Origin of the sequence: Streptomyces bullii, from assembly GCF_042657145.1 — a bacterium.
GTDB lineage: Bacteria > Actinomycetota > Actinomycetes > Streptomycetales > Streptomycetaceae > Streptomyces > Streptomyces bullii.
Genome location: NZ_JBHSNY010000001.1, coordinates 31,388 through 58,068, shown reverse-complemented (window position 1 = coordinate 58,068; position 26,681 = coordinate 31,388). Strand labels below are relative to the sequence as shown.

At 73.9% G+C, this 26,681-nt stretch carries 25 protein-coding genes and 2 pseudogenes; 11 read left to right on the top strand and 16 right to left on the bottom strand.

The window, feature by feature from the left end:
* Positions 1–98 precede the first annotated feature (98 nt).
* From ACFPZJ_RS00305 to ACFPZJ_RS00285, 5 genes are read right to left on the bottom strand one after another with little or no spacing between them, the layout of a single operon-like run.
* A complete protein-coding gene (locus tag ACFPZJ_RS00305) occupies positions 99–995 on the bottom strand; it encodes an ECF transporter S component (RefSeq protein WP_381015524.1) in 897 nt (298 codons plus the stop codon).
* The gene (locus tag ACFPZJ_RS00300; RefSeq protein ID WP_381015521.1) at positions 992–2,710 is read right to left on the bottom strand and encodes an ABC transporter ATP-binding protein; all 1,719 of its coding nucleotides are present in this window, start codon (positions 2,708–2,710) and stop codon (positions 992–994) included. Before ACFPZJ_RS00300 ends, ACFPZJ_RS00305 begins: the two co-directional genes overlap by 4 nt.
* Positions 2,707–3,786: a CbiQ family ECF transporter T component gene (locus ACFPZJ_RS00295; protein WP_381015518.1), complete on the bottom strand. Its 1,080-nt coding sequence runs from the start codon at positions 3,784–3,786 to the stop codon at positions 2,707–2,709. Before ACFPZJ_RS00295 ends, ACFPZJ_RS00300 begins: the two co-directional genes overlap by 4 nt.
* Positions 3,779–4,474, bottom strand: coding sequence for an SCO2322 family protein (locus tag ACFPZJ_RS00290; RefSeq protein ID WP_381015515.1), 696 nt, complete (start codon positions 4,472–4,474; stop codon positions 3,779–3,781). Before ACFPZJ_RS00290 ends, ACFPZJ_RS00295 begins: the two co-directional genes overlap by 8 nt.
* Entirely contained in the window at positions 4,471–5,679 is a 1,209-nt protein-coding gene (locus ACFPZJ_RS00285; protein WP_381015513.1) for a prenyltransferase/squalene oxidase repeat-containing protein, read from the bottom strand. Before ACFPZJ_RS00285 ends, ACFPZJ_RS00290 begins: the two co-directional genes overlap by 4 nt.
* Before the next feature lie 296 nt (positions 5,680–5,975).
* Between ACFPZJ_RS00285 and ACFPZJ_RS00280 the strand changes: the two are divergent.
* Positions 5,976–6,648 (top strand): annotated as a pseudogene (locus ACFPZJ_RS00280) (phosphotransferase).
* Positions 6,649–6,694: 46 nt separating this feature from the next.
* On the opposite strand, the pseudogene ACFPZJ_RS00275 reads toward ACFPZJ_RS00280, so the two are convergent.
* Positions 6,695–7,153 (bottom strand): annotated as a pseudogene (locus ACFPZJ_RS00275) (nuclear transport factor 2 family protein).
* 42 nt (positions 7,154–7,195) lie between these two features.
* Complete coding sequence (locus tag ACFPZJ_RS00270) at positions 7,196–8,224, bottom strand: MBL fold metallo-hydrolase (RefSeq protein ID WP_381015510.1); 1,029 nt, start codon at positions 8,222–8,224, stop codon at positions 7,196–7,198.
* 178 nt (positions 8,225–8,402) lie between these two features.
* Between ACFPZJ_RS00270 and ACFPZJ_RS00265 the strand changes: the two genes are divergently transcribed.
* A complete protein-coding gene (locus tag ACFPZJ_RS00265) occupies positions 8,403–9,863 on the top strand; it encodes an aldehyde dehydrogenase (protein WP_381015507.1) in 1,461 nt (486 codons plus the stop codon).
* Between the two features lie 9 nt (positions 9,864–9,872).
* Positions 9,873–10,142: a ferredoxin gene (locus ACFPZJ_RS00260; protein WP_381015504.1), complete on the top strand. Its 270-nt coding sequence runs from the start codon at positions 9,873–9,875 to the stop codon at positions 10,140–10,142.
* A gap of 130 nt (positions 10,143–10,272) precedes the next feature.
* Here ACFPZJ_RS00260 and ACFPZJ_RS00255 read toward each other — a convergent pair whose 3' ends face one another.
* Positions 10,273–10,482 carry a hypothetical protein gene (locus ACFPZJ_RS00255; RefSeq protein ID WP_381015501.1) on the bottom strand — a complete coding sequence of 70 codons (210 nt, stop codon included), beginning with the start codon at positions 10,480–10,482 and terminating at the stop codon, positions 10,273–10,275.
* 255 nt (positions 10,483–10,737) lie between these two features.
* Positions 10,738–11,361, bottom strand: coding sequence for a TetR family transcriptional regulator (locus ACFPZJ_RS00250; protein WP_381015498.1), 624 nt, complete (start codon positions 11,359–11,361; stop codon positions 10,738–10,740).
* 207 nt (positions 11,362–11,568) lie between these two features.
* Between ACFPZJ_RS00250 and ACFPZJ_RS00245 the strand changes: the two genes are divergently transcribed.
* Genes ACFPZJ_RS00245 through ACFPZJ_RS00235 form a run of 3 tightly spaced genes read left to right on the top strand, consistent with a single transcriptional unit; the run spans position 11,569 to position 14,806 of the window.
* Positions 11,569–13,011, top strand: coding sequence for a glycosyltransferase family 4 protein (locus ACFPZJ_RS00245; protein ID WP_381015496.1), 1,443 nt, complete (start codon positions 11,569–11,571; stop codon positions 13,009–13,011).
* A complete protein-coding gene (locus tag ACFPZJ_RS00240) occupies positions 13,005–13,739 on the top strand; it encodes a class I SAM-dependent methyltransferase (RefSeq protein ID WP_381015494.1) in 735 nt (244 codons plus the stop codon). Before ACFPZJ_RS00245 ends, ACFPZJ_RS00240 begins: the two co-directional genes overlap by 7 nt.
* Positions 13,736–14,806 (top strand): prenyltransferase/squalene oxidase repeat-containing protein, encoded by a 1,071-nt coding sequence (locus tag ACFPZJ_RS00235; RefSeq protein ID WP_381015491.1) that lies wholly within the window; start codon positions 13,736–13,738, stop codon positions 14,804–14,806. Before ACFPZJ_RS00240 ends, ACFPZJ_RS00235 begins: the two co-directional genes overlap by 4 nt.
* A gap of 56 nt (positions 14,807–14,862) precedes the next feature.
* Here the strand turns inward: ACFPZJ_RS00235 and ACFPZJ_RS00230 are convergent, their stop codons facing one another.
* The 5 genes from ACFPZJ_RS00230 to ACFPZJ_RS00210 form a co-directional block, all read right to left on the bottom strand.
* A complete protein-coding gene (locus ACFPZJ_RS00230; RefSeq protein WP_381015489.1) occupies positions 14,863–15,156 on the bottom strand; it encodes a hypothetical protein in 294 nt (97 codons plus the stop codon).
* Between the two features lie 47 nt (positions 15,157–15,203).
* Positions 15,204–16,217: an LLM class F420-dependent oxidoreductase gene (locus ACFPZJ_RS00225; protein ID WP_381015486.1), complete on the bottom strand. Its 1,014-nt coding sequence runs from the start codon at positions 16,215–16,217 to the stop codon at positions 15,204–15,206.
* A gap of 101 nt (positions 16,218–16,318) precedes the next feature.
* Positions 16,319–17,116, bottom strand: coding sequence for a DUF5336 domain-containing protein (locus tag ACFPZJ_RS00220; RefSeq protein ID WP_381015484.1), 798 nt, complete (start codon positions 17,114–17,116; stop codon positions 16,319–16,321).
* 158 nt (positions 17,117–17,274) lie between these two features.
* Positions 17,275–18,246 carry an N-acetylmuramoyl-L-alanine amidase gene (locus tag ACFPZJ_RS00215; protein ID WP_381015481.1) on the bottom strand — a complete coding sequence of 324 codons (972 nt, stop codon included), beginning with the start codon at positions 18,244–18,246 and terminating at the stop codon, positions 17,275–17,277.
* An 88-nt stretch (positions 18,247–18,334) separates the two neighbouring features.
* Positions 18,335–18,985: a class I SAM-dependent methyltransferase gene (locus ACFPZJ_RS00210; protein WP_381015479.1), complete on the bottom strand. Its 651-nt coding sequence runs from the start codon at positions 18,983–18,985 to the stop codon at positions 18,335–18,337.
* Between the two features lie 222 nt (positions 18,986–19,207).
* On the opposite strand from ACFPZJ_RS00210, the gene ACFPZJ_RS00205 reads away from it, so the two are divergent.
* The 5 genes from ACFPZJ_RS00205 (at position 19,208) to ACFPZJ_RS00185 (ending at position 24,956) form a co-directional block, all read left to right on the top strand.
* A complete protein-coding gene (locus ACFPZJ_RS00205) occupies positions 19,208–20,641 on the top strand; it encodes an MFS transporter (RefSeq protein WP_381015477.1) in 1,434 nt (477 codons plus the stop codon).
* 270 nt (positions 20,642–20,911) lie between these two features.
* Positions 20,912–21,679, top strand: coding sequence for a class I SAM-dependent methyltransferase (locus ACFPZJ_RS00200; protein WP_381015475.1), 768 nt, complete (start codon positions 20,912–20,914; stop codon positions 21,677–21,679).
* 280 nt (positions 21,680–21,959) lie between these two features.
* Positions 21,960–22,829: a MaoC/PaaZ C-terminal domain-containing protein gene (locus ACFPZJ_RS00195; protein ID WP_381015472.1), complete on the top strand. Its 870-nt coding sequence runs from the start codon at positions 21,960–21,962 to the stop codon at positions 22,827–22,829.
* Between the two features lie 100 nt (positions 22,830–22,929).
* Entirely contained in the window at positions 22,930–24,006 is a 1,077-nt protein-coding gene (locus tag ACFPZJ_RS00190; protein WP_381015470.1) for a Zn-dependent alcohol dehydrogenase, read from the top strand.
* 11 nt (positions 24,007–24,017) lie between these two features.
* Positions 24,018–24,956 carry a 3-oxoacyl-ACP reductase gene (locus ACFPZJ_RS00185; protein ID WP_381015468.1) on the top strand — a complete coding sequence of 313 codons (939 nt, stop codon included), beginning with the start codon at positions 24,018–24,020 and terminating at the stop codon, positions 24,954–24,956.
* 68 nt (positions 24,957–25,024) lie between these two features.
* Here the strand turns inward: ACFPZJ_RS00185 and ACFPZJ_RS00180 are convergent, their stop codons facing one another.
* Both ACFPZJ_RS00180 and ACFPZJ_RS00175 read right to left on the bottom strand, forming a co-directional pair.
* Positions 25,025–25,189 carry a hypothetical protein gene (locus tag ACFPZJ_RS00180; RefSeq protein WP_381015467.1) on the bottom strand — a complete coding sequence of 55 codons (165 nt, stop codon included), beginning with the start codon at positions 25,187–25,189 and terminating at the stop codon, positions 25,025–25,027.
* Between the two features lie 97 nt (positions 25,190–25,286).
* Positions 25,287–26,603 carry a hypothetical protein gene (locus ACFPZJ_RS00175; protein WP_381015464.1) on the bottom strand — a complete coding sequence of 439 codons (1,317 nt, stop codon included), beginning with the start codon at positions 26,601–26,603 and terminating at the stop codon, positions 25,287–25,289.
* Positions 26,604–26,681: the final 78 nt, after the last annotated feature.

The window sequence follows — 26,681 nt, the reverse complement described above, 5'->3', positions numbered from 1 at the left end:
CGTTCTGTGACGCGGCTCGCAATCGCCAGGTCAGAAGGGTGAGCGGGAGGTGTGGCCGGCCCGTGGTGAGTACGGCCCCGCTTCGTAGGTGATCCACGTCATGTGGGGCGCTTCACCTCGGCGGCGTCCTCGAACGTGACCGGCGTCTCGAAGGCGGCGCGGCGGGTGGCACGGCGCAGCGCCTTGAGCACAGGAGTGCCGAGGGTGAGGGTGAGCACGACGGTGACGGTGGCGCGGCCCAGGTCCCAGCCGAGCGAAGTGGCCAGCCAGTACGTGACGAAACGGGCCACGTTCGCGAGGGCCCCGGCGTCCGGGTCGGGGGCGATGGCGGAGCCGTCCGGGTCCAGGTAGGGCCAGCCCTGCATATTCATGACCAGGCCGTAGGCGAAGGCGGCGAGGAAGCCGTAGCCGGTGAGAAGGAGCAGTTCGGCACGGCCGCGCAGCCGGTCCGGGCCGGGGAGCAGGCCGGCGCCCGCCGTGAACCAGCCCAGGGCCAGCATCTGGAACGGCATCCACGGGCCCACCCCGCCCGTGAGCAGCGCGGACGCGAACATCGTCACCGCGCCCAGGACGAAGCCGAAGCCGGGGCCGAGGACCCGGCCGCTCAGCACCATCAGGAAGAACATGGGCTCGATGCCGGCCGTGCCGGCGCCGATCGGGCGCAGGGCCGCGCCCGTGGCCGCGAGGACGCCGAGCATCGCGACCGCTTTCGGGCCGAGCCCGGACTCGGAGATCGTCGCCGCGACGATCGCGACCAGCAGCACCAGCAGCCCCGCGAACAGCCAGGGCGCGTCCTGCGCGTGCGCGCCGATCCCGGAGCCCGGCGGCGCGAGGAAGGGCCAGCCGAAGGCGACGACCCCCACGGCGCTGACCAGGGCGAGGGCCGCCAGGGAGCGCGGGCCGAGCCGGACGGCCTGGGCCTGGCGCTGGGACCTGGGGCGTGTCGCGGACGCGGCGGTCGGGGGCGTGGGGGCCGAGGGATGCCCGGGGGTCATGAGGCCGTTCCCGGGTGGGGCGCGGAGCACGAACCGAGCGCCCGGCGGACCTGGGAGACGGTGAGCCACCGCTGCGGGGCCAGGATCTTGGTGACCTGCGGGGCGAAGGACGGGGACGACACCACGACGTCCGCCGTCGGGCCGTCGGCGATCACCTCGCCGTCGGCGAGCAGCACCACCCGGTGGGCCAGCTCGGCGGCCAGCTCCACGTCGTGCGTGGCGAGCACGACGGCGTGCCCCTCGGCGGCCAGGCCGCGCACCACGGCGACCAGGCGCGCCTTCGCCGCGTAGTCCAGGCCGCGGGTCGGCTCGTCCAGCAGCAGGAGCGGTGGGCGGGCGGTCAGGACGACGGCCAGGGCGAGAGTCAGCCGCTGGCCCTCGGAGAGGTCCCGGGGGTGGATGTCGTCGGTGACGCCGGGGAGCAGGTCGGAGACCAGGGCACGGCACGTGCCGGGGCTCGCGCCCGCGTCCTCGTCGGCCGCCGCGCACTCGGCGGCCACGGTGTCGGCGTACAGCAGGTCGCGCGGCTCCTGCGGGACGAGCCCGACGCGGCGGACCAGGTCACGCGGTGGGGTGCGGTGCGGGACCGCGTCACCGGCGCGCACCGACCCCGCGGCCGGTTCCACGAGCCCGGCCAGCGCGCCCAGCAGCGTCGACTTGCCTGCGCCGTTGCGGCCCATGAGGGCGACCGTCTCACCGGCGTCGACGGTCAGGTCGACGTGGCGCAGGGCCTGGACACGGCCGCGGCGGACGGCGAGGGAACGCACGTCGGCCGCGTGGGCGGGCGGTGCCGTGGCCGGGGCGGGGCGCCTGCGCGGACGCCACCGGGTGAGGGGAGCCGGGCGGGGGACGGGCGGCGGGGGAGCGGCGGGCGCCGTGCCCTGAGCCGTGGCCGCCCGCCGCTCCAGCCGCTCCCGCAGGGGTGCCGCCCGCCGGCGCGCGTCGCGGACCGTCAGGGGCAGCGGGCTCCAGTCCGCGAGGCGGCCCAGGTCCACCACCGGCGGGCACACGGGGGACACGGCCATCACCTCCGCCGGGGCGCCGAGGACCGGGGCGGCGCCCGGACGCGGCAGGAGGACGACCCGGTCGGCGTACTGGATGACGCGCTCCAGACGGTGTTCGGCCATGAGGACCGTCGTGCCGAGGTCGTGCACGAGGCGTTGCAGGACCGCCAGGACCTCCTCGGCGGCGGCCGGGTCCAGGGCGGAGGTCGGTTCGTCGAGGACGAGCAGCCGCGGGTGCGGGGTGAGCACCGAACCGATCGCGACCCGCTGCTGCTGGCCGCCGGAGAGCGTGGCGATGGGCCGGTCGCGCAGGTCGGCCAGGCCCAGCAGGTCGAGGGTCTCCTCCACGCGGCGCCGCATGACGTCGGGGGCGAGGCCCAGCGACTCCATGCCGTAGGCGAGTTCGTCCTCGACGGTGTCCGTCACGAAGTGGGACAGCGGGTCCTGGCCCACCGTGCCCACCACGTCGGCGAGTTCACGCGGCTTGTGCGTACGGGTGTCCCGCCCGGCCACCGTGACCCGGCCGCGCAGGGTGCCGCCGGTGAAGTGCGGGACGAGACCGCTGACCGCGCCGAGCACGGTCGACTTGCCGACGCCCGACGGGCCGACGAGCAGGACGAGTTCCCCTTCCGGGACCTCGAAGTCCACACCGCTGACGGTCGGTCCCGGCGCCCCGTCGTACGTCACGGAGACACCCTCGAAACGGATCACGACGGCTCCTTGGGGTCCGGGGCGACGAAGGCCGGGAGCAGGCCGAGGAGGACGGCCGCGGCGGGCCACACGGGCAGGGCCGGCGCGACCAGGGGCACCACGCCGGGGTGCAGGGCCGCCGGGTCGCGGGAGGCGGCCAGGGCCAGCAGCGCCGCGACCGCAACGCCGGAACCGGCCACCAGCCAGGCCCGGGTGTTCCAGCGGTCCGGGCGGTAGCGGGTGCGCAGGGAGCGCCGGCCGCCCAGCCACAGCCCGCCGAGGGCGGCGGCGAGACCGGCGAGCAGGACGGGAACCCCGTACGTGCCGCCCTCGGCGGTGAGCAGCCCGTACGTTCCGGCGCACACGCCGAGCAGGCCGCCGAGGGTGAGGGCGGTGGTGGTCCGGCGCACCGGGGCGGGGACCCGCGCGCTGCGGCCGTAGCCGCGCGCGTCCATCGCGGCGGCCAGCGCGACGGACCGCTCCAGGGCACCCTCCAGCACCGGCAGACCGACCTGCAGCAACCCTCGTACGCCCTTGTCGGGGCGGCCCCGCAGACGGCGCGCGGCACGCAGCCGCCGCACGTCGGTAACGAGGTTCGGGGCGAAGGTGAGGGCCACGACCACGGCCACACCGGTCTCGTACAGGGCGCCGGGGAGGGACTTCAGCAGGCGGGAGGGGTTGGCGAGGGCGTTCGCGGCGCCGACGCAGACCAGCAGGGTGGCCAGTTTCAGTCCGTCGTACAGGGCGAAGACGAGGGCCTCGGCGGTGACCCGGCCGCCCAGGCGGATGCCCTGGGCCCAGTCGGGCAGCGGCAGTTCGGGGAGCGTGGCGATCACGTGCGTGCCGGGGATCGGGGAGCCGAGGGCGACGGCGAAGAACAGGCGGATGAGCACGACGGCCAGGGCGAGTTCGAGGAAGGCGCCGTAGGAACGGGCGTGGGGGCCGTCCGTGCGGCGGGCCGCCACGACGTAGGCGGACACCGCAAGGAGCAGGCCCAGCAGCAGGGGGTTGGTGGTGCGGGTGGCGGCGGTGCCGAGGGCGAGGGCCCATACCCACCAGGCGCCGGGGTGCAGGCACCTGCCCTGCGGACTACGCACGGCGGCGCGCCTGCCAGACGGCCCCGGCGGCGAGGAGCACGACCACGCCGACGCCCGCCACGAGCCCCAGGGACGGCCCGCCGTCCGAGGATTCCTGCCGTGCCGCCGGCCGCTCGCTCGCCCGACCGTCCCCCTGCTCTTCCCGGCCGTCCGACTGTTCTTCCTGACCGTCCGTCTTCTTGCCCTGGCCGCCCGTCACCTGCGCGCCGCAGCCCTGCCGCGGGTAGTCCGCGATCGCGCACAGCAGGGCGTGGGTGTCGTAGCGCAGGGGCCCGGCGACGGCGGCCAGGGCCTCCGCGGTCGTCGCGTCGGGGGAGACGCGGGCGCAGGCGGTGCGGCGGGCCGGCGGGGTCTCGCCGGACGGGGCGTGCGCCGCCGTACCGAAGTCGAGGACGAGCGCGACCCGCTTCCTGCCGTCCCGCGGGGGCGTCTTGGCGCAGATCGACGCGAAGCCGGCCGTGCCCCGCGGCCGGGCCGCGTCCGCCGAGTCCTCGCTCACCGCGAAGCGGAAGCCCTGGACGTCGCCGTCGGCGGGGCGGGTGGTGGACGGACCCTGCGTGGCGTAGGTCCAGCGGTCGCCGTCACGCTCCCAGAAGGACCAGTAGCGGTATCCGGCGGCCTGCGCCTGTCCGGCCCCCGCCGACACCAGGAGGGCGGCCAGCACGAGCGGGACGACCCGGCGGATCACGACTGCTGCCTCCTGCGGCCGCTGAACAGGAACCCGATGCCGATGCCGGCGACGAGGCAGACGCCGACGTACCACCAGACGCCGAAGGGGGAGCCGTCGTCCTGCTTCTCGGCGGGCTCGGTCTGCTCGGCCGCCGCCGGGGCCGGACCGGTCGCGTTCAGTTGCCTCACCAGGTCGGTGCCGCCGAAGTCGCGGGGGTCGGCGCCCATCGCGTGCGCCGCGAGGACGAGCTGGGCGTAGGCGGCGGGGCCGCTCTGCTTCGCCCACCGCGCGGAGTTCTCCTCCAGCCAGGCGTACGGCTTCTCGGCCTGCGCGGTCAGGCCCTGCGCGGCGAGCGCGACGACCGCGTCGGCGGTGGTGCCGTGGTCGGGCTGGTCCGGGCCGCCGCCGAGCGCGGACGTGAGATGGCCGGTGGCGCGCGTCTCCTCGGACAGGTAGGCGGCGCCGTTGCGGGCCACGTCCTGCGGGGTGAGCCGGTCGGAACCGGCGCACCCGTGCTGGTCTCCCGGGGCCTTCCCGGCCTTCGTCACGAAGCCCTTGCCGAGGGCGCCCAGGACCGCGGCGGCCGTCGCGTCCGCGTTGGGCACGAGCTCGCCCCGCTTGCCCGGCTGGAACGCGACGGCGCCTGCGCCGTCCTCATGGCAGGGAAGGGACAGCTTCGCGAGCACGTCGTACGGCGACCGGCCGCCCTTCGTCACCTCGGCCGGCTTCTCGCCGGCGGCGGCCAGCGCGCCGATGACGACGGACGTCGAGTTCGCGTCGCTCGGGCCGCCCGCCGTGTAACCCCACCCGCCGTCCTCGTTCTGCACGGACTTCAGCCAGGCGACCGCCTTGCCGGTGACATCGGCGTGCCCGCCGAGCGCGGCCAGGGCCTGCACGGCGGCGGCCGTCTGGTTGGTGTCGACGGGGGTCTTCGCGTCACAGGGCCGGCCGGTGTCGGCGCGGTACGGGGCGAACGCGCCGCTCGCGCACTGCTGGTCCACGAGCCAGTCGACGGCCTGCCGCGCGGGCCTGACCCCCACCGTGTCCTGGGCGAGCAGCGCGAGCGACTGGCGCCAGACGCCGTCGTACCGCGGGTCGTTGTCGCCGTACAGGGCGGCGGGCAACGCCCGGGACGGCGACGGGGACGGGGCGGCGACGGCGGGCGTCGTGGTGCCGATCACGGCGATGGCGGCCAGGACCGCGGCGCTGCGGCGGACGTTCATGATGGGCGGGTGCCCTCCCCTGCGAGGGAGCCGGGCAGCACGGGACACCCCGGCGGCTCGGCTCCGCATTCCTCGACGGTGCCGTGCGGCGGCGGGAGCGCCGACGCACGTGAGCCGGTCACGTTCCCGCCCGGGGCGATCCGGCTCACCGCCCGCGGACGGGCGGTTCACGGTTGCGGGTCAGCGCCGGAATTGCACCGGCTTTCCCCCGTACGGGTGTGATGACGACCTGGCTACTGTACCCGCCCGTAGGGAACGGGCCGAGGGGCGCCCACGCGGCTGGGTAGGTTCGCGTCATGCCCATACCTCCGGGGAGACTGCTCGGCTCGGGACGCTCGGCCGACGTGTACGCGATCGACGGGGCGTGGGTGCTGCGCCGCGACCGGGAGGGCCGGGGCGACGCCGCCGCCGAGGCGGCCGTGATGGCGCACGTGGGGCCGGCACGGCTACCCCGTGCCCCGCGTGCGGCTCGACCGTTCCTCGGGCTCCGACCTGGTCATGGAACGGCTGTCCGGGCCGACGATGCTCCAGGCGTGCCTGGCGGGCTCCCTGGACCCCGCGGAGGCCGGGGCCGTCCTAGCCGGCCTCCTCCGCCATCTCCACCGGCTTCCCGCCCGGGACCTGGCCGACCCGGCCGTCCGCGTCCTGCACCTCGACCTGCACCCCGAGAACGTGCTGCTCACACCCGACGGCCCACGCGTCATCGACTGGACCGACACCGAGGAGGGCGACCCGGGGCTGGACTGGGCCATGTCCGCGGTGATCCTCGCCCAGGTCGCCGTCGCCCCGGACCCGCGTGCCGCCCTCGCCCGCACGCTGCTGGACGCGCTGCTCGCCGACCCGTCGCCGCGTACGGGGGCCGGTCTGGCCGAGGCCCTGCGCCGTCGTGCGGCCCAGCCGGCCATGAACCGGCAGGAGGTCCCACTGCTCGCGCCGGCGGGGGAGTTGATCCGCGCCCGGCTGCCCTGACGCGCGGTCGCCGTCCGGCCCCTGGCGGCCAGGTGATGGCGGGGCGTCAGCGCCCTGCCCGTCCGGCGTGCGGGGTCGGGCCGCCGAAGGGGAGGCGGAGCGTGCGGGAGGCGAGCAGCCAGGTGCCGTCCGCGGTCGCGCGGAAGGTGTCCTCGTAGTGCCCGACCTGGACCGGCGGCCCGGCCGGACCATGCCGCCGTCGTGCCCGTCGACGCGGTACGTCGCGAAGTACGAGGTCGCCGTGGCGGTCTCCGGCGAGACCACCGTCACCAGGACGTTGGCCATCATCCGCCGGGAGAGGCGGTCGGCGGGACGGGAGCCGAAGCAGGCGCGCAGGGCGTCCCGGCCCTCGATCAGCCGCTGGCCCTCCGGCCACTGCCAGGTGCCGTCCCTCGGTGAACAGGTCGGCGACCGAGGAGGGTTCACCGAGGTCGAGACGGTGGGCGAAGTCGAGGATCAGGCGCTCGCAGGCGCGTTCGGCCAGGAGGCCCTCCAAGGGGTCCATGCGGACGTTGGCAGCAGGGCTTCCTGCGGGCGCGCCCGGGATTCACGACGCCGCCACGTACGTCACCGGGTCGCTCCCCGCCACCGCCTCCGCCCGGCCCAGCCCGACCAGCCGGCGCAGGTGGGCCTCGGCCTCCGACACGGCGATGTTCCGCGATCCGCAGGGGATGTCCTGCCAGGGGCGGTTCCACTCCATGCGCTCGGCGAGCTGCCAGGGGGTGAGGGGCTGGGAGAGCAGGGCCAGCAGGCCGTTCAGCCGTTCCTCGTGGTGCAGCAGCAACTGCCGTACGCGGGCGGGGGCGTCGGTGAACCCGTGCTGGTGGGCGGGGAGCACCTCGGCGGGGGCGAGGCGGCCGACCCGTTCGAGGGAGTCGAGGTAGTCGCCGAGGGGGTCGGTGACCGAGGTGTCGTCGGGGTCCTCGTACAGGCCGATGTGGGGGGTGATCTCCGGCAGCAGGTGGTCGCCGGAGAACAGGCGGCCGCGGCCCGGGAGCCCGGCGGGGTGGTCCTCCTCCAGGTGCAGGCAGACGTGGCCGGGCGTGTGCCCCGGGGTCCAGACGGCGCGCAGCCGGCGGCCGGGCAGGTCGAGGAGGTCGCCGGGCACGATCTCGCGGTCGGGCAGCGCGGGGGACAGGCCGGGCAGGGCGCGGGGACGGGCCGTGCGCAGCGGAGCGAGGTGCTCCTCGGGGGCGCCGGCCGCGGCCAGCTTGGCCGCCATGTACGACAGCCACTGCCCGGGGCGGGCCTCGCGGGTGCGGCGGACGACCGCGGTGTCGGCGGCGTGCATCGCGATCCACGCCCCGGAGGCCTCCCGCACCCGGCCGGACAGGCCGTGGTGGTCGGGGTGGTGGTGGGTGACGATGACGCCGTACAGGTCGGCGACCGAGGTGCCGCACGCCGTGAGGCCCTCGGCGAGGGCGTTCCAGGAGGCCGGGTCGTCCCAGCCGGTGTCCACGAGGACCGGGCCGCGGTCGGTGTCGACGACGTACACCAGGGTGTGGCCGAGGGGGTTGTCCGGGATGGGGACCCGGAGGGAATGGACGCCGCCGCCGTGGTCGTGCACCTGCGTCATGGGCTCCCCCGATCGCCGCGCTCCCGCCACTATAACTAGAACAGGTTCCGACGGTAGCCCGAGTCATCCGTCCGGCCCGGTGGAGCGGCGCGCGGGCTGTGGACTCCTGCGAGGGGAGCTGGTATCTGTTCCCACATCTGATGAAGCGTCAGATACCGTCCCCGGGGAGGCAGTCGCCATGACGACCGAGCTCGTGGAACACGGACAGCTGTTCATCGGCGGGAAGTTGACCGACCCCCTGGGCAGGGACGTCATCGAGGTGGTCTCGCCGCACACGGAAGAGGTCATCGGACGGGTCCCGCACGCCACGGCGGCCGACGTGGACCGGGCGGTGGCGGTGGCGCGCCGGGCCTTCGACGAGGGGCCCTGGCCCCGCACGAGCCTCGACGAGCGGATCGAGATCGTCACACGGATCAAGGACGGCGTCGCCGCCCGGCACGACGAGATCGCCCGCGTCATCTCCGCCGAGAACGGCTCCCCCTACTCCTGGAGCGTCCTCGCGCAGGCGCTCGGCGCGGTGATGGTGTGGGACGCGGCGATCACGGTCGCACGCCGTTTCCCGTACGAGGAGAGGCGTGACGGCGTGCTCGGCCGCATCCTCGTGCGGCGCGAGCCGGTCGGGGTGGTCGCGGCCGTCGTCCCCTGGAACGTGCCGCAGTTCGTGGCCGCCGCCAAACTCGCGCCCGCGCTGCTCACCGGCTGCACGGTGGTCCTCAAACCGTCACCCGAGTCGCCCCTGGACGCCTACCTCCTCGGCGAGATCGCACGGGAGGCGGGGCTGCCCGAGGGCGTGCTGTCGATCCTGCCCGCGGACCGTGAGGTGAGCGAGTACCTGGTCGGGCATCCCGGCGTCGACAAGGTGTCGTTCACCGGGTCGGTGGCGGCGGGCAAACGCGTCATGGAGGTGGCGGCCCGCCATGTCACCCGGGTGACGCTGGAGTTGGGCGGGAAGTCGGCGGCCGTGGTCCTGCCGGACGCGGACGTGGGGGCGGCGGTGGCCGGGATCGTCCCGGCGGCCTGGATGAACAACGGCCAGGCGTGCGTCGCCCAGACCCGCATCCTCCTGCCGCGCGCCCGCTACGAGGAGTTCGCCGACGCCTTCGCGCGGGCCGCGAGCGCGCTCGTGGTCGGCGACCCGCTCGACCCGGCGACCCAGGTGGGGCCGCTGGTGGCCAGGCGGCAGCAGCGGCGCAGCCTCGACTACATCCGCGTCGGACAGGAGGAGGGCGCGAAGCTCCTCACGGGCGGCGGACGCCCGGCGGGCCTGGACCGCGGCTGGTACGTCGAGCCCACCCTCTTCGGCGAGGTCGACAACACCATGCGGATCGCACGCGAGGAGATCTTCGGCCCGGTGATCTGCCTGCTCCCGTACGACGACGAGTCCGAGGCGGTGAGGATCGCGAACGACTCGGAGTACGGGCTGAGCGGCAGCGTGTGGACGGCGGACGTCGAGCACGGCATCGAGATCGCCCGGCAGGTGCGCACCGGCACCTACTCGGTGAACACCTTCAGCCTCGACATGCTCGGCCCGTTCGGCGGCTACAAGAACTCGGGTCTGGGGCGGGAGTTCGGCCCCGAGGGCTACGGCGAGTACCTGGAACACAAGATGGTCCACCTCCCCGCCGGCTGGGAGGGCTGAGGGGTGGGGGTGTCCCCCCGGCCGGGCGGAGGAGGGAGCTCGGGAGCGGGCGACCGCTGGCACGTCGGCGTCGACCGTTCCCTGTGCGTCGGATCCGCCCAGTGCCTCCACCACGCCCCCGGCGCCTTCCACCTCGACTCCGGTCGCCGGTCCCGTCCGGCGGACCCGGAGCCGGACGCGAGCGAACAGATCCTCGCGGCGGCGGAGAACTGCCCGGTGGAGGCCATCGTGATCACCCTGCTGGGCAGCGGGGAGGCGGTGTTCCCTCCGGAGGAGTAGGCCGGTCGCGGACGACGGCGTCCCTGGCCGAGGGGCCCGCTCGTCGGCGTGGACGGGGGTGCGCTCTTGCCCGTACCCGGGTGGCATGAGGGGCACGCCCACCACCCGGGTACGGGGCCGCCCGCCTGCCCTACGAGGCCGCGCACGCTCCGATCGCCGGAGGCGTGCTGGTGCCGTTCTTCATGACCGTGAAGCCGAAGCTCGTCGACGCCCCGGGGGCGAGGCTGCCGTTGCCGTCGGGCGCATCGTCATGACGTTGCCGCTGGGTGAGCAGGGCGGTCGTGGTGAGGCTCAGGGGGGCGGCGCGACGCCGCCCTCGTCGCTCGGCCAATCTGATCATGAGCATGTCATCCTCTGACTGTCGTACAGGTGCGGGTCTTCGTCGGGTGCGAGGGTCCGTGCCGTGGTGCGTACGTCCGGGGCCGGGCTGGTGCTGGTCTCGAAGGTCTCGGCTTCGAAATTTTCGGGATTTTATCCGAATGGATGCGGAGAACGTACGTAGGAGGCACAGCTCCGTCAACCGTTCGCGCAGGGGGTTGTCGTGGAGCGGCAAAGGGCAGCCCCGTCGGTGGGCGCGTCGTGGCTAACGGAACGGCTACGAAACTTTCGGGCTCGTCAGATCGATCAGACGGCACACCGTCTCGATGTCGATCTTCACCTGGGCGATGGACGCGCGGCCGGACAACCAGGTGATGAGCGCGGAGTGCCAGGTGTGCTCGATGACGCGGACCGCGGAGAGCTGGTCCGGGGTCGGGTCCTCCAGGCCCATGGCGTCCAGGATGATCGCCGTGGTCTGGCGGGAGACCTGGTCGACCTCGGGCGAGACGCTGCGGTCGGCGAAGGTCAGGGCCCGGACCATCGCGTCGGCCAGGTGCGGCTCGCGCTGCAGCGCGCGGAAGGCCCGCATCAGCGTCTCCGCGACCCGCTCCGCCGCCGTCTCGCCCTGCGGAGGCTTCTTCCGCAGCGTGCCGTGCATGTGCTCCAACTGGTCCTGCATCGTGGCGACCAGCAGGTGGATCTTGGAGGGGAAGTAGCGGTACAGCGTGCCGAGCGCCACCTGGGAGGACTCCGCGACCTCGCGCATCTGCACCGCGTCGAACCCGCCCCGGCTGGCCAGTTGCGCACTGGCGTGCAGGATGCGGCGCCGGCGGGCCTCCTGCCGCTCGGTGAGGGGCGCGGCCGGACTGTCCGCCTTGTTCACCTTGGCTTCCGCAGACATGGGTCCCGTTCCGTGACAGTCGGTGAGGGCGAGTGATCAGACAGCATGGCACGGTGTCGGCCGTGGCGTGAATCACCTGATCCACTGACCACAGCGCCCCTACCTGCCGGTAGATTCAGAGCCTCCGGACGATCAACTCTGAAACTTGTTCTAGATTAGCGTCCCGGCGTAATCTCGCGGGACAGTGCAGGCAGAAGGGGGCCCAGAGTGACCGTTGAGGCCAGTCAGGCCGGGCCTCCGGAGGGCCCTGCCGCCGACGGCTTGCGACCGCTCCGCATCGCGCTCCTCACCTACAAAGGGAACCCGTTCTGCGGGGGCCAGGGCGTCTACGTACGGCACCTCTCGCGCGAGCTGGCCCGTCTCGGCCACCGGGTCGAGGTCATCGGCGCACAGCCGTACCCCGTCCTCGACGAGGGTTACGACGGCCTGAGCCTGACCGAGCTGCCCAGCCTCGACCTCTACCGCCAGCCGGACCCCTTCCGCACCCCCAAGCGCGACGAGTACCGCGACTGGATCGACGCGCTGGAGGTCGCCACGATGTGGACCGGCGGCTTCCCCGAGCCGCTGACCTTCTCGCTGCGCGCCCGCCGTCATCTGCGGGCCCGGCGTGGCGACTTCGACGTCGTGCACGACAACCAGACGCTCGGCTACGGCCTGTTGGGCGACCTGGGCGCGCCCTTGGTGACCACCGTCCACCACCCGATCACCGTCGACCGGCAGCTGGAGCTGGACGCCGCGGAGACGTGGCAGCGGCGCTGCTCCGTGCGCCGCTGGTACGCCTTCACCCGGATGCAGAAGCGCGTCGCGCGCCGCCTGCCGTCGGTGCTGACCGTGTCCGGGTCGTCGCGGGCGGAGATCGTCGACCACCTGGGCGTGCGGGAGGACCGCGTCCACGTGGTGCACATCGGCGCCGACACCGACCTGTTCTCGCCCGACCCGTCCGTGCCGCAGGTGCCGGGCCGGATCGTGACGACGTCCAGCGCCGACGTGCCGCTCAAGGGCCTGGTCTTCCTCGTCGAGGCGCTGGCGAAGGTGCGCACCGAGCACCCCGACGCCCATCTCGTCGTCGTCGGCAAGCGGCCCACGGAGGGACCCGTCGCGCAGGCGGTCGAACGGTACGGACTGTCGGGCGCCGTCGAGTTCGTCAAGGGCATCTCCGACGCGGAACTCGTCGACCTGGTGCGCTCGGCCGAGGTCGCCTGCGTGCCCTCCCTCTACGAGGGCTTCTCCCTCCCCGCGGCGGAGGCCATGGCGACCGGCACCCCGCTGGTCGCCACCACCGGCGGGGCGATCCCGGAGGTGGCCGGGCGCGACGGGGAGACCTGCCTCGCCGTGCCGCCGGGCGACGCGGGCGCCCTGGCCGCCGGGCTGGGCCGGCTGCTCGGGGACGCCGGGCTGCGGGCGCGGCTGGGCGCGGCGGGCCGTGCACGGGTGCTGGACAAGTTCACCTGGGCGCGGGCCGCGCAGGGCACGGTGGCCCGGTACCGCGAGGCCATCGCCCGCGACCCGGCATCCGCCCGCCGCTCCCCGACGGGCACCGACCGCTCCGCGGACCGGAGCCCCGGCCGACCCGCGGCCGCGACAGGTGCCGCTTCCGCGGCGTCCGCAGGTGTTGAAGGCGTCTACCCCGAAAGCAGGGCCACGTGCTGACCGTCGACTTCTCCCGGTTCCCGCTCGCCCCGGGCGACCGTGTCCTGGACCTCGGCTGCGGTGCCGGCCGGCACGCGTTCGAGTGCTATCGGCGCGGCGCGCGGGTCGTGGCGCTGGACCAGAACGGCGAGGAGATCCGCGAGGTCGCGAAGTGGTTCGCGGCGATGAAGGAGGCCGGGGAGGCCCCCGAAGGCGCCACCGCGACGGCGATGGAGGGCGACGCCCTCGCCCTGCCCTTCCCCGACGGGTCCTTCGACGTCGTGATCATCTCCGAGGTGATGGAGCACATCCCGGACGACAAGGGCGTACTCGCCGAGATGGTGCGGGTGTTGAAGCCCGGCGGCCGGATCGCCGTCACCGTGCCGCGCTACGGGCCCGAGAAGGTCTGCTGGGCGCTGTCCGACGCCTACCACGAGGTCGAGGGCGGCCACATCCGCATCTACAGGGCGGACGAGCTGCTGGCGAAGATGCGCGAGGCCGGTCTCGAACCGTACGGCACGCACCACGCGCACGCGTTGCACTCGCCGTACTGGTGGCTGAAGTGCGCGTTCGGCGTCGACAACGACAAGGCGCTGCCGGTGCGGGCGTACCACAAGCTGCTGGTCTGGGACATCATGAAGAAGCCGCTGGCGACCCGGCTCGCGGAGCAGGCGCTGAACCCGCTGATCGGCAAGAGCTTCGTGGCGTACGCGACCAAGCCGCACCTTCCGGTGGTGGACGCCCAGTGACGACTCCCCGGACGGAACACCTGGTCCTGCCCGGGGTGCTCACCGCCGGGCAGGCCGCCGCGACCGTCGCCGGCATCCTCGCCGTGCAGCGGGAGGACGGGGCGATCCCGTGGTTCCGGGGCCACCACCTGGACCCCTGGGACCACGTCGAGGCCGCGATGGCCCTGGACACGGCCGGCGAGCACGAGGCCGCCGAACGGGCGTACCTGTGGCTGGCCCGGCACCAGAACGAGGACGGCTCCTGGTACGCGGCCTACACGGACGGCGACGCGCGGGAGGTCACCGACAGGGGCCGGGAGACCAACTTCGTCGCCTACACAGCCGTCGGCGTCTGGCACCACTACCTCTCCACCGGCGACGACACGTTCCTGGACCGCATGTGGCCCGTGGTGTACGCGGCGGTGGAGTTCGTACTGCGGCTGCAGCAGCCGGGCGGGCAGATCGGCTGGCGGCGCGACGAGGACGGCACCGACACCACGGACGCGCTGCTGACCGGCTGCTCCTCCATCCACCAGGCGCTGCGGTGCGCGCTGGCCATCGCCGAGCAGCGCGAGGAGCCGCAGCCCGACTGGGAGTTGGCCGCGGGCATGCTGCGGCACGCGATACGCCGCCACCCGGAGCGGTTCCTCGACAAGGACCGCTACTCGATGGACTGGTACTACCCGGTGCTCGGCGGCGCGCTCACCGGCGCGGAGGCCAAGGCCCGTATCGAGGAGAGCTGGGACCGCTTCGTCGTCCCCGGCCTCGGGGTGCGCTGCGTGGTGCCGAACCCGTGGGTCACGGGCGGCGAGTCGGCCGAACTGGCCCTCGCGCTCTGGGCGGTGGGCGAGTCCGACCGCGCGCTGGACGTGCTCCAGTCGATCCAGCACCTGCGCGACGCGGAGACCGGCCTGTACTGGACGGGCTACGTCTTCGACGACGACGCCGTCTGGCCGCGCGAGCTGACCACCTGGACGGCCGGCTCACTGCTGCTGGCCGTCGCCGCCCTCGGCGGGCACGAGGCCACCTGCCAGGTGTTCGGCGGCGACCAGCTGCCCAAGGGGCTGGACCCGGACTGCTGCGACTGACGCGAACGGCCGACGGCGCCCACGAACCCGGCGCGTCCCGGCCGCCGCGCCGTTGCTCAGTGCCGGTGCACCCGGTTGGCGATCGCGTGACCCACGAAGAGGTACACGACCGCGGCCAGACCGTAACCGGCCACGACCCGGGCCCACGCCGCGTCGAACGTGAACAGGTCGTGCGACCAGCCCGCCAGCCAGCGGGCCGCGTCGTGGACGAACTGCACGAAGTCGTTTCCACGGTTCGCGTCCAGCAGGTACATCAGAATCCACAGGCCCAGGATGAGGGCCATGATGTCGGCGACGACCGCGATGATCGTGCCGGCCTGATTCGCGCCGTTGCGATATCGAGGGGACATGCCCGTCGGGTAGCCCGTCATGCCGGGATGAAACCCGTATGTATCGCTCAGGTGTTCAACTCGGCGAGGACGCGCAGGGTGTGACGGTCCGGCGCCAGCGCCAGCAGGTCCGTCACCGGGCCTTGGCGCCACATCTCCAGGCGTTCGGCCACGCGTTCGCGCGGGCCGACGAGCGAGATCTCGTCGGCGAACGCGTCGGGGACGGCCAGGACCGCCTCCTGCCGGCGGCCCGCGAGGAACAGCCGCTGGATCCGACGGGCCTGCTCCTCGTACCCCATGCGCGCCATCAGGTCGGCGTGGAAGTTGCGGGCCGCGTGGCCCATCCCGCCGATGTAGAAGCCGAGCATGGCCTTCACCGGGAGCAGCCCCTCTCGGACGTCGTCGCAGACCCGCACCTGCGCCAGGGGGGCGACGACGAAGCCCTCCGGCAGGTCGGCGACCGCCTTGCCGTACACCTCCGTCGGCCGGCTCGGCGACCAGTACAGCGGCAGCCAGCCGTCGGCGATCCGGACGGTCTGCGCCACGTTCTTCGGTCCCTCCGCGCCCAACAGCACGGGCAGGTCGGGCCGCAGGGGGTGCGTGATCGGCTTGAGCGGTCTGCCGAGGCCGGTGGCGTCCGGGCCCCGGTAGGGGTGGGCGTGGAAGCGCCCGTCGAGCTCGACCGGCGCCGCGCGCCGCAGCACCTGCCGTACGACGGCGACGTACTCGCGGGTCGCGGTCAGCGGCGACCTGGGGAAGGGGCGGCCGTACCAGCCCTCGACGACCTGCGGACCGGACAGCCCGAGGCCCAGCGTCATCCGTCCGCCGGAGAGATGGTCCAGCGTCAGCGCGTGCATCGCGGTCGTGGTCGGCGACCGGGCCGCCATCTGCGCGACCGCCGTACCCAGCCGGATGGTCGAGGTGTGGGCGGCGATCCAGGTGAGCGGGGTGAACGCGTCCGAGCCCCACGACTCGGCCGTCCACACCGAGTGGTAGCCCAGCCGCTCGGCCTCCCGGGCGAGCGGCACGTGGTCGGGGGAGGGGCCGCGGCCCCAGTAGCCGAGCGCCAGACCGAGCCGCACCTGTGCCTCCCGACGATCCGTCAGCCGAGCGGGGCGCCGACTGTACGGCAACGGCCCCGCACCCGGAAGGGGTGCGGGGCCGTGAGCGGCCGGCCATGGGCTCAGCCGCGCTGGATGCCCGAGGTGTCCTGGAGCACGCCGCGGCGGCCGTCCTGCGTCTGCGCGACCAGGGCCGCGCCGCGCTGCTCGACCGCCAGGTACCAGGTGCCCGGCGCCAGTTCGGCGATCGGCGTCGGCGAGCCGTCCTCCGGGAACAGCGGCCGCGGCACCGGCACCGCGAACCAGAACGGCGAGAAGTCCGCGGCCGGCGGCTGCGGGGCCTGCTGCGGCTGACCACCGTACGGCTGACCGCCGTACGGCGGCTGCTGCGCGCCCGGGTAGCCGTAACCGCCCTGCGGCTGGGCGCCGTAGGGCTGCTGAGGGGAGGCCGGGCGCGGGGCGGGGATGAGGGCGCCCTTCAGGGCGGGCACGAGGGGGGTGGCGATGGCGGCGGCCGCCATCAGCAGCGTGGCGACGAGGGCGAGGATCAGGCCGATGCCGGGGTCGGGGCCGTCGGACGCATCCGTGCCGAAGTTGTTGGCCGCGCTCGCCGGGTCGAAGACGTTGCCGAGCGCGCTCCACGCGGCGAACACCGTCAGCGCGACACCGAGCTGGCCCAGTTCGAGACCGGCGACCTTCGGGGCCTGCGGCAGCCCGCGGCTCACGACGACCAGCGCGGCGCCGATGAGTCCCGCCAGCACGACGCTCATCAGGACCGGGCCGCTGCCCCACAGGCTGGGCATGTCCAGGCCGTCCGGAGCGCCGTCGGACGAGTAGAAGTCGAGGAACGACGCGATGAACAGCAACACCGCTGCTCCGATCACCACGCCGTCGCCTCGAGTGAGGGAGCGGATATTCACTTCAGGTCCTTCGTCAGTCGTCTCGTCGTCGGTAGAGGCGTCGCTGTCACCATGTCGCCGTCCGGCCCGGGTGGGAAGCGCGGGGGTGGCCCCTCATCGTAGGGGCGACACTATCGTCCGCCCGGTCGACGTGTCCGTCCGGATCTGCCCGCCCATCGCTACCCGCGCAAGAAGCTCACGATTCCCTCAGAGATCCCTTGCGCCGCCTTCTGCCGCCAGGCGCCGCTGGTCAGCAGTGCCGCGTCCTTGCTATCGCGCATGTTGCCGCACTCGATGAACACCTTGGGAACCGTTGACAGATTGAGACCGCCCAGGTCCTTGCGTGTGACGAGACCGGTGCCGCCGCCGACGTAGTTGGAGGGCGCGCTGCCGGTGACGCGGACGAAGGTGCCCGCGACGCGCTCGCCCAGGGCGCGGGAGGAGGCGACGATGGGGCGGGTGTCGGCGGCGCCCGCGTGCACGCTGCCCGGCAGGATGACGTGGAAGCCCCGGTTGCCGGCGGCGGAGCCGTCCGCGTGGATCGAGACGACGGCGTCGGCCCCGGCCTGGTTGCCGATCCGGGCCCGCTCGTCCACGCACGGGCCGTAGGGCCGGTCGCCGTCCTGTGTCAGTCGCACCGTGGCGCCCTGCTGCCGCAGCAGCGTGCGCAGGCGGTGAGCCACGTCCAGGGTGAACTCGGCCTCCGTGTAACCGGAGTCGGTGGACGTGCCCGTGGTGTCGCACTCCTTGCGGTTCGTGCCGATGTCCACCGTCCGGTTGATCTCGGCGGCGTGCTGGAAGTTGCCCGGGTTGTGGCCCGGGTCGATGACGACGACCTTCCCCTTCAGGGGGCCGGAGGCGGCGGGCGCGGAAGCCGACGGCGTGCGCGACGGTGCCGGCGACGCGCTCGGCTCCTTGGCGTCCGAGCCATCACCGGGTGAGGTCCTCGGCGGAGCGCTCGTCGTCGAGGCCGCGGACGTCCGCACCGCGGTGTTCCCCGCGCCGCCCCCGTCACCCGAGCCGCCCACCGCCTCGTACACCAGCCATCCGAGCAGCGCCCCCGGCACCAGCGCGGCGACCGCCACCGTCACGGGGCCGCGCCGGGGGCGGCGGGGCTGGGGGGGATCGAAGTCCGGGCCTACGTACGACACGTCTGCCACCCTAGCGGCCGTCCCTGGGCACCACAGGGCGTACGGCGGCCCCACGGGTGGTCGGGGGGCGGCCGGCGGGCCGGTGGGGTCAGATCCCCGCGCCCGTGCGCCGCAGCACGCGCAGCGAGTCGGTCGCCGAGACCTCGGTGAAGGCGCCGGAGCCGAGTGCCCGGAGGTAGACGCGGTACGGGGCCTGACCGGTGAACTCGTCCACCGGGTCCGGGAAGACGTCGTGGATGACGAGGAGACCGCCCTCCGCCACGTGCGGGGCCCAGCCCTCGTAGTCGGCGGTGGCGTGCTCGTCGGTGTGGCCGCCGTCGATGAAGACGAGGCCGAGCGGGGTCCGCCAGATTGCCGCCACCCGCGGGGAGCGGCCGACCAGGGCGACCACGTGGTCCTCCAGGCCCGCCCGGTGCAGCGTGCGGCGGAAGGTGGGCAGCGTGTCCATCAGGCCCACCTCGGGGTCGACCGTCTCCGGGTCGTGGTACTCCCAGCCCGGCTGCTGCTCCTCACTGCCCCGGTGGTGGTCGACGGTGAGCGCGGTCACGCCGCCCTGGCGGGCCGCGTCGGCGAGCAGGACGGTGGAACGGCCGCAGTACGTGCCGACCTCCAGCAGCGGCAGGCCGAGCCGTCCGGCCTCCACGGCCGCCGCGTACAGGGCCAGGCCCTCGCCCGTGGGCATGAACCCCTTCGCCGCCTCGAACGCGGCCAGGATCTCGGGCTTGGGTGCCGCGGGCATGGGGGTCGGTCCTCTCGGTCGTACGCCGGTACGGGCCCCATCGTGCCGCACCCCCACCGGGCTCGGCCGAACGGGGGTGCGGAGGAGCGCGGCTCTCACGCGCTGACTGTCGCGCCCGGCGGCTCCGGCTCATCCTTGACGACCGGTACGAGCAGGGTTCTTCGCCTTGGGGGACACGACGGGGCGAAATGCCGATGCAAGGGGTGGGCGGGGGTTGAGAGCATGACACCCATGCTCGAAGCCGTTGACGCTCCCCGCCTCTCCCGTCGCGGCGCGCCCCCCACCTGGCTGGTGGTGGCGATCGCCTGCGCCGGGCAGTTCCTCGTCGTGCTCGACATCTCCGTCGTCAATGTGGCCCTGCCCTCGATGCGCACCGGGCTCGGCCTGAGCGAGCAGGGCCTGCAGTGGGTGGTGAACGCGTACGCCATCGCCTTCGCCGGGTTCATGCTGCTCGGCGGGCGGGCCGGGGACCTCTACGGCCGCAAGCGGATGTTCCTCGTCGGGCTCGGCCTGTTCACCCTGGCCTCGCTGGGCGGCGGACTCGCCCAGGACGGCTGGCAGCTGCTGCTGGCGAGGGCGGTGCAGGGCCTCGGGGCCGCCGTGCTGGCCCCCTCGACCCTGACCATCCTCACCGCGTCGGTGCCGGAGGGGGCGGCACGGGCCCGGGCGATCGGCACCTGGAGCGCGGTGGGCGCCGGCGGCGGCGCGGCCGGGGGGCTGGTCGGCGGGGTCCTGGTGGACGCGCTGTCGTGGCGGTGGGTGCTGCTGATCAACGTGCCCGTCGGGGCGGTCGTCCTGGCCGGAGCGGTCCTGTACCTGGCCGAAGGGCGGGCCGGGGACGGGCGCCGGCTCGACCTGCCGGGCGCGCTGCTGGTCACCGCCGGGCTCGCCACGCTCGCGTACGGCATCTCACAGACCGAGGCCGCCGGCTGGACGGCGACGGCCACGCTGGTGCCGCTGCTGACGGGGCTCGTGCTGCTCGCGCTGTTCCTCGTCGTCGAGGCACGCACGCAGGCCCCCCTCATGCCGCTCGGCCTGCTGCGGCTGCGGGCCGTGTCCTCCGCGAACGTGGCCATGTTCCTGTCCGGCTCCGCGATGTTCTGCATGTGGTTCTTCATGACCCTGTACGCGCAGAACGTGCTGGGCTACTCACCGGTGGAGGCCGGGCTCGCGCTGGTGCCGAGCTCCCTGGCCGTGGTGCTGGGGTCGAAGATCGCGCCCCGGTTCATGCGGAGTCTCGGGGCGCGCACCGTCGCCGTGCTGGGCACCCTGGTCGCGGTGGCCGGCTTCGCCTGGCAGTCGACGATGCGCGCGGACGGGGCGTACCTGACGGCGATCATGCTGCCGGGCGTGCTGATGATGCTGGGCGCGGGGCTGGCCGGCACGCCGCTCGCCGCGCTGGCCACGTCAGGGGCTCCGCCGCAGGAGGCCGGCCTGGTGTCCGGGCTCGTCAACACCTCGCGCACGATGGGCGGTTCGCTGGGACTGGCCGTGATGTCGACGCTGGCGGCGGCGCGGTCGGCCGGGAGCGCCACGCCGGGGGCGCTGACGGAGGGATACGCGTTGGCGTTCCGCGTCGGCGCGGTGGTGCTGGGCGTGGGGGCGCTGCTGATGTGGGTGTGGCTGCCGCGTAGGGGAGCGGTGGGCGCCGGATGAGCGGTGGCTGAGTACTCCGTGGCTGTGAGCTGAGGTGCTGTGGGGGACGCGCTGGGAAAGCGGGCGCCGCGTGGTCGGGGAGAGGGTCTTCACGGCCCTGGGACGGGGTGCCGCTGCGACTTCGCACCCGGGCTCGGGTGATGCACCGCCGGCTCGTCGGCCGACCCCGCACGGGCCCGGCCAGAGCCTTCCCAGAACCTCCGGCAACCATCCTGACCTGGGATTTCGGGCCGTACCGGCATACGATCGCCGGGCGAGGAAGGAGGCCGGATGGACCGGAAGACGCGCACGGTGGACGACGTGCTGGAGCTGCTGGACGGCCTGTTCGCGGCGGAGTTTGACCGGTGGACGGATCGGGGCGCCGCCTGGTGGGACGGGTTCTACGCCGACCGCTCCCGGGCGGTGCCGTTCTTCGCGGCGAAGCCGGACGAGAACCTGGTGTCGTACGTCGACCGGGGACTGCTGCGCGGCGGCCGGGTCCTCGACCTCGGCTGCGGACCGGGACGCAACGCGCTGTACCTGGCCGCGCGCGGGTTCGAGGTGGATGCGGTGGACCTGTCGCCGGCGGCGGTGCAGTGGGCGCGGGAGCGGGCCGGGGAGTCGGGTACGGGGGGTGTGCGGTTCCACTGCGGGGACGTGTTCGCGCCGGCCGGTGCGCGGTTCAGCGGGCCGTACGACCTGGTCTACGACTCCGGGTGCTTCCATCATCTGCCGCCGCATCGCCGGATCAGCTATCTGGCCCTGCTGGAACGGACCTTGGCTCCGGGCGGCCTGTTCGGACTGACCTGCTTCGCGGCCGGGGCCGGGGGAATGGGGTCGGAACTGCCGGACGCGGAGTTCTACCGGCGGGCCGGTCTGCAGGGCGGGCTCGCGTACTCGGCCGAGTCGCTGCGGTGGATCTTCTCGGAGCTGACCGAGGTGGAACTGCGCCGCATGCGCGACGAACCGGAGGACTCGCCCCGCTTCGGGGAGAGCTTCCTGTGGACGGCGCTGTTCCGGCGGGGACGGGACGAGCAGGATCCACGGGCGTCCATGTGATCTGACGTCTCGTCAGGATCCTTCACAACTCCGGAACGCTGGGCTATACAGAGGGCGCCGGACTGAAACGCGTTCCAGTCCCGGCCACGGCGACCTCGGCGCGGACGACGGTGCGGACGGCCGTGCCGAGGTCTCCGCCGAACCCTTCCGGCCTTCCGGCCCCTTCCGAGTGCCGCACCGAACCTCCGACCCTTCGACCCTTTCGACCATCCGCCCCCTTCCGGCCTCTTCGTCAGTCCGCCGACGTCTTCGATGTCTTCCGACGGTGATCAGGAGCCCCATGCCCATCGACGCAGCCAAGGCGCTCGCCGCCGAGCCCCGGACCGGTGAGATCTCCTGGGTCCCCAAGGACGTGCAGCTCTACCACCTCGGCATCGGCGCGGGCAGCCCCGCCACCGATCCCGACGAACTGCGCTACACCCTGGAGTCCCGGCTGCACGTCCTGCCGAGCTTCGCCACCGTCGCCGGCGCCGGATCACCCGGCGTGATCAGCGGACTGTCCATGCCGGGCGTGGAGGTGGACCTGGCCCGGGTGCTGCACGGCGGGCAGAGCCTGCGGCTCCATCGCCCGATCCCGGTGCGGGGGCACGCGACCGCCACCTCCCGCGTCGCCGCCGTGTACGACAAGGGCAAGGCGGCCGTCCTCGTCCTGCGCACCGACGTCACCGACGCCGACGGACCGCTGTGGACCAACGACGCGCAGATCTACGTACGCGGGGAGGGCGGCTGGGGCGGTGAGCGGGGGCCGTCGACGCGGTTGGAGCCGCCCGCAGGCGAGCCCGAGCGGGTCGTCGAGCGGGCGGTCCGTGAGGACCAGGCGCTGCTGTACCGCCTCTCCGGCGACTGGAACCCGCTGCACGCCGACCCCGAGTTCGCCGAGCTCGCCGGGTTCGAGCGGCCGATCCTGCACGGACTGTGCACGTACGGCATGACGCTCAAGGCGGTCGTCGACACGCTGCTCGACGGGGACGTGACGCGGGTCCGCGCGTACACCACCCGCTTCGCCGGGGTCGTGTACCCGGGGGAGACCCTGCGGATCCGCATGTGGCGGCACACGGCCGAGACCGAGGCGGAGGTGCGCGTCGCCGTGAGCGCCGCCGAGCGGGACGACGCGCCCGTGCTCGCCGACACCGTCGTTCAGCACTCCTGAGTCACCACTTCTCAGGCACCACTCGTGAGTCAGGGGACCCCTGAGCCAGGACCCCTGACGCCGGCACCACTGAAGTCAGCACTCCGAGGGGAGTCGCACCATGCGCGCAGCCGTACTGCACGAGACCGGACAGGACAAGCTGGAGGTCCTCGACGACGTCGAGGCGGTGGGCTTCGGCCCGGGCAGGGTGCGGATCAGGGTGCGGGCCACCGGGCTGTGCCACTCCGACCTGTCCGCGATGCGCGGGGTACTGCCGCAGCCGGCGCCGTTCGTGCCGGGCCACGAGGGCGCGGGCGAGGTCCTGGAGGTCGGCGAGGGCGTCACGCGGGTCAGGCCCGGCGACCGGGTCGTCGTCTGCTGGCTGTCCGCCTGCGGGGCCTGCCCCGCCTGCGCACGGGGCCAGACCGAGCTGTGCCTGGCCGGGTTCACGAACGCGGGCACCCCCAACTTCCGGCGGCCCGGCGGCGACGTCTTCGGCTTCGCGGGCACCGGCACGTTCGCCGAGGAACTCGTCGTCGACGCCGGGTGCGCGGTTCCGATCCCGGACGACGTGCCCTTCGACATCGCGGCGCTCATCGGCTGCGGGGTGACGACCGGGCTGGGCGCCGCGCTCAACACGGCGGCCGTGACGGCCGGTTCGTCGGTCGCCGTCATCGGGTGCGGAGGCGTGGGCATCTCGGTGATCCAGGGTGCCCGGCTGAGCGGAGCCGCCGAGATCGTCGCCGTCGACCCGATCGTCTCGCGACGGGAGTCGGCTCTGGGGTTCGGCGCCACGCGGGCCGTGTCCCCCGAGGAACTGGCCGGCACCAGGCAGCAGGTCACCGGCGGTGAGGGCTTCGACTACGTCTTCGAGGTCGTCGGCAGGTCGGCCACGGCCAGGACGGCGTACGAGAACACCCGGCGCGGCGGCACGCTGGTCATCGTGGGCGCGGGCGCCGTGGACGACGTCCTGCAGCTCAACATGTTCGAGCTGTTCTTCGACGAGAAGCGCATCCTGCCGTCCCTGTACGGCGGCGGGGACGTGCTGCGCTCCTACGAGCGGACCATCGCCCTGTGGCGGGCCGGCCGCGTCGACCTGGACGGCCTGATCACCCACCGGGTACCGCTCGCCGACATCAACGAGGCCCTAGACCAGATGCGGACCGGTACGGCCCTGCGTACCTGCATCGAGATCTGAGGGCGGCCCCCATGTCACTGCCGCTGGAAGGGCGCGCCGCGATCGTCACGGGCGCCGGGCGCGGGCTCGGACGGGCCGAGGCGCTGGAACTCGCCCGGCTCGGCGCGGCCGTCGTCGTCAACGACCACGGGCAGCCGGGCCGGGACGGCACGGGCGAGGCGTCCGCGGGGCCCGCCGAGCGGGTCGCCGCCGAGATCCGGGCCGGGGGCGGCACCGCCCTCGTCCACACCGGGGACGTCGCCGACTACGAACAGGCCGCAGATCTCGTCGAGTCGGCGGTCACCGAGTTCGGGCAGCTCGACATCCTCGTCAACAACGCGGGCATCCTGCGCGACCGCATGGTGTTCTCCATGACCGAGGACGAGTGGGACGCCGTCATCCGCGTCCACCTCAAGGGGCACTTCACCACCACCCGTTTCGCCGCCGCGCACTGGCGGGAGCGGTCCAAGCGGGCCGGCGGGCCGGTGTACGGGCGGATCGTGAACACCGCCTCGGAGGCGTTCCTGGCCGGCAGCGCCGGGCAGCCCAACTACGCGGCGGCCAAGGGCGGCATCGTCGGCCTGACCACCTCCACCGCCCACGCCCTGGCCAGGTACGGCGTCACGGCCAACGCCATCTGCCCGCGCGCCCGCACCCGGATGACCGAGGACGTCTTCGCGGGCGTCGGACAGCCGGGAAACGGCCTCGACCCGCTCGCCCCGGAGCATGTCGCCCCGCTCGTCGGTTACCTGGCCTCGCCCGCCGCCTCCCACGTCAACGGACAGGTACTCGTCGCGCACGGCGGCATGGTGGCGGTCGTCGAACGGCCCCGGGTGGCCGCGCGGTTCGACAGCTTGCAGGACACCTTCACGTACGAGGAGCTGGACGCCGTCCTCGGCCCGTACTACGCGGACCGGCCGGCGGGGGAGACGTTCGCGGCGGTGGAGGTGCTGGGACTCGGGCGGGCCTGAGACGCGGCACGGCCCCGCCCGTCGCACGACGAGCGGGGCCGTAGGCCGCCTGGTGGACCGACGTACCGTCAGGCCGCCGTTCCGGCCTGCTCGGTCCCCTGGACCGGCTTGCGGTGACGGCCGCGCGGTGCCGTCTCGCTGTCCTGCGTGGACACCGGGCCGCGGTGCCGGCCGTGGCCCGCGGCGGTCCCCTGGACGTCGGCAGTCGGCTGGTTCGTGCTGGCGTCGCTCATCGGAAGGAATTCACCCCGTCAACATGATCTTTCGTACAGCCGGGCGAGTCTAACCGGCGTGCCTCACCACGGATCCAGACGGCCACGCCAACCGGCACTAGTTCGTTACAAGCCCTCCAAGCGGGGCCTGTTGCAGGGGTACGGGGCGGGGAGTGACGGGTGCCGGAGGTTCCGGTTCCGAGGGTCTTCCGGACGGGTGCTCAGGCGGCCTTCCCGGCTTCTGGTCCGTCTGGCTCAGCTGTTCTAGATGTTCCAGCTGTTCCAGTGGTTGCCTCCGTTCCGTCGGGTTCTCCGGTGCCGGTGCCGCGGCTGCTGCCGATGCCGATGCCGTTGCCGCAGTCAGTGCCGTTGCCGATGCCGGTGTCTGCGTCGGTCGCGTCTGCCGTGGCTGCGTCGGCGCGTTCAGCCGTGCCAGCCCGCACGGTGCCTCCCGCGTGGCGTACGGCAGGTGCAGTACGCCGTCCGGTGTCCACAGTCCGGAGCCCGCCAACCACCCCGCCGGCGCGGGCAGATGATGGACCCGCCGCCCGGCCGGCCGCCACACGCCGACCCAGGTGCCGAGCGGGCCGTCCACCCGCAGCGCCACCGCGCAGCTCTCCGGTGTCAGCACCTGCCCCGGCTGGACGGCGAACGGCGTGACCCTGCAGCCGGCCACCTTGAGGCTCTCCGGGAAACGCACCGGCAGGGTGCTGCCCAGTACGCCCCAGCCCAGCCGGTCCCGCCCCGGCGAGGGCGCGTCCGAGCGGATCAGCAGCAGGCCGCTGTCCGGGTCGGCGAGCAGCAGCCGGTCGTCGCTGTCGGCGGCGATCTGGAGCAGCGGCGACACCTCCCCGCCCCGCTCCAGGTCCACCACGATCGTCTTGACCGGCCCGCCCATCTCCCGGTCCACGGCCAGCATCCGCCCGGCGCGGTCCAGCCACACCCCGCCCGAGCAGCGGCCGGGGATCTCGGCCAGCAGCTCCGGCCCGAACGCGCCGCCCGCCACCAGCCACACGGCCGTCGAGCGCCGGCCGACGGCGAGGGCGTACGCCCGCTCGCCGTCGGGCGCGGGGGGCAGCAGCCGCAGCCGGGTGATGTCGTCCGGGCACTCCACCGCGCCGAGCGGCAGCTCGCCGGTGCCGGGGCCGGTCGGATACAGCAGGGAGAAGGCGTGCCGTCCGGCCACCAGACGGTGGATGAGGACGCGTCCGTCGCCCATCGGCTGCACCTCCGTGCCGGGCTCCTCCGGCTGGTTGCCGGGCAGCGGCACCGCGTACGGCTCGGGGCCGTCCAGGGTCCAGCGCTCCGGGTACCAGGAGTCGCCGCTGCGGGCGAGGCGCGCGGCGTAGCCGCCGTCCACCGTGATCACGCATCCTGCCCGCGCGGAGAAAGCGTCCTCGTCCGCCGCCGGGGCCTCGGTTACACAGGCCGTCATCGTTCGGTCACCTCCAGTGACGAACCTAGTTTTCGCACGGACAGGCGGGGAGGGCCGGGCTCCGGCTTCACACATAAG